We start from the raw sequence: 1,692 nt of genomic DNA on the forward strand, positions 1-1,692 counted from the left end.
GTACTTTTGCCCATGTTATCTGAGTTTGGAAACAAAAGCAAAGATAACAAAAAGGGCTGATACCTCGTGAGAAGTGTCAGCCCTAATTCATAAAAAATGTGGGATGTTTAGCGGACAGTAATAATTTTTAATATTCAACCCCATAGTTGTATTCAACTTATTATGCGCGTTCCAATCATGATTGATGCGCGATGTGTAAAAGAATACATGGCGATATTTAAAAGCTGGCTTTTCAATAACACTGAGCATTGAAGGCAATGTCCATTGTGTTAACTTTGGAATTTTTACATAATCTTTTGTGTACCAATGAATGCCCAATTGGTCTTCTAAAAAAGAGAAAACACCATACATAGTTCCCAACTGCTTTCCTCCAAAAATATATAAATCCTCTCCAATAGTTTTATAAACAAATCCTTCGTTAGAATCAGAGGGTTGCTTTATCCCTAATTTCCTTAATTCTTTGTTATATCCTATGTAGATATGTTTTTTATTAGTCTGCTCTTTGGGATTGATTGGAAGCATTACTCCATTCATCTTCTGTATATAAGCTTGCATTTCCATTGCTGACGTATATTCAGAAGAACCCTTAGGAGCATTACAAATGATAATATAATCAGACTTGCCATCTTTAAAAAGATAGTTGTCAGCCAATAAAGACAAGGGAAACAGTGTCAAAAATAAGGCGGTCAATAGTCTTAATTCTTTGATATTCAATAGATGCAATATCATAATTTAAATTCAAAAACTTTGTATATATATTTCAACAAAACAAACAAAGGGTGGGTGTATATACCGTTTGATTTACAAGCTCTTGTGTCTTCCTTCAACAATAGGAAATGACTCCCTACCCCATTTGTACTTGCTCCCCCCATGCGCATCGTAACAACGTCTTTATGAATATACTTATAGCTTATGTGATGCTTTTTGAATAATCGCACCATCATTTCAAAATCTGACCCTATTTTATAATCTAAACTATAAAAACCAGCCCTTTGGTAAACCTCACGACGAAGATAAAAAGAGGGGTGAGCAGGCATAAATCCAAAACGCAACAACGAAGGACGAAATATTTTTGATGAGTAATAGCGTGCTACCTTGTTAGGTTCACCTTCGCGAATAAAGTGTACATCTCCAAAGACAGCTTCAACGTCAGACTCCTTAAACGCCTTAACATAAGTAGAGAGCACATCGCTACTCGTAAAATAATCATCTGAATTGAGAATACCAATCACATCACCTGTAGCTTTCATTATCCCTTTATTCATCGCATCATAAATACCCTTGTCTTTTTCAGAAAACCAGATCATCCTTCCCCCGAACCGCATTGCGTTATTACGGATTATCTTTATTGTGTTGTCAGTAGACTGACCGTCTATTATTATATACTCATAGTCAGCATAGTCTTGATTAAATACGGAATTAATTGTATCTAAAATAGTATCTTCACTATTATAGGTGACAGTGATTATTGAAAACTTCATGGAATGAATGGTGTACGTTTTAATTAATAACACATATACATAAGGATTTATTTTATTAGCACGTAATATTTTTGAAATGTATCCTTTAATAATTATTACTGTCCGCTAAACATCCCACATTTTTTATGAATTAGGGCTGACACTTCTCACGAGGTATCAGCCCTTTTTGTTATCTTTGCTTTTGTTTCCAAACTCAGATAACATGGGCAAA

2 protein-coding genes are annotated in these 1,692 nt (G+C 34.4%); both read right to left on the minus strand.

What is annotated here, in order from left to right:
• Nucleotides 1-87: 87 nt before the first annotated feature.
• The gene (locus tag E0E16_RS13370; RefSeq protein WP_130830695.1) at nt 88-729 is read right to left on the minus strand and encodes an alpha-glucuronidase family glycosyl hydrolase; all 642 of its coding nucleotides are present in this window, start codon (nt 727-729) and stop codon (nt 88-90) included.
• Nucleotides 726-1,481: a glycosyltransferase family 2 protein gene (locus tag E0E16_RS13375; protein ID WP_130830696.1), complete on the minus strand. Its 756-nt coding sequence runs from the start codon at nt 1,479-1,481 to the stop codon at nt 726-728. The genes E0E16_RS13370 and E0E16_RS13375 overlap by 4 nt, the downstream gene beginning before the upstream one ends.
• Between the last annotated feature and the right edge of the window lie 211 nt (nt 1,482-1,692).

The organism is Prevotella rectalis, from assembly GCF_900607215.1.
In the GTDB taxonomy this organism is placed as follows: Bacteria; Bacteroidota; Bacteroidia; order Bacteroidales; family Bacteroidaceae; genus Prevotella; species Prevotella brunnea.

Bases quoted from the DNA above. Each gene is read 5' to 3' on its own strand.
- E0E16_RS13370 (WP_130830695.1), bottom strand. From the start codon at position 729: ATGATATTGCATCTATTGAATATCAAAGAATTAAGACTATTGACCGCC.
- E0E16_RS13375 (WP_130830696.1), bottom strand. From the start codon at position 1,481: ATGAAGTTTTCAATAATCACTGTCACCTATAATAGTGAAGATACTATT.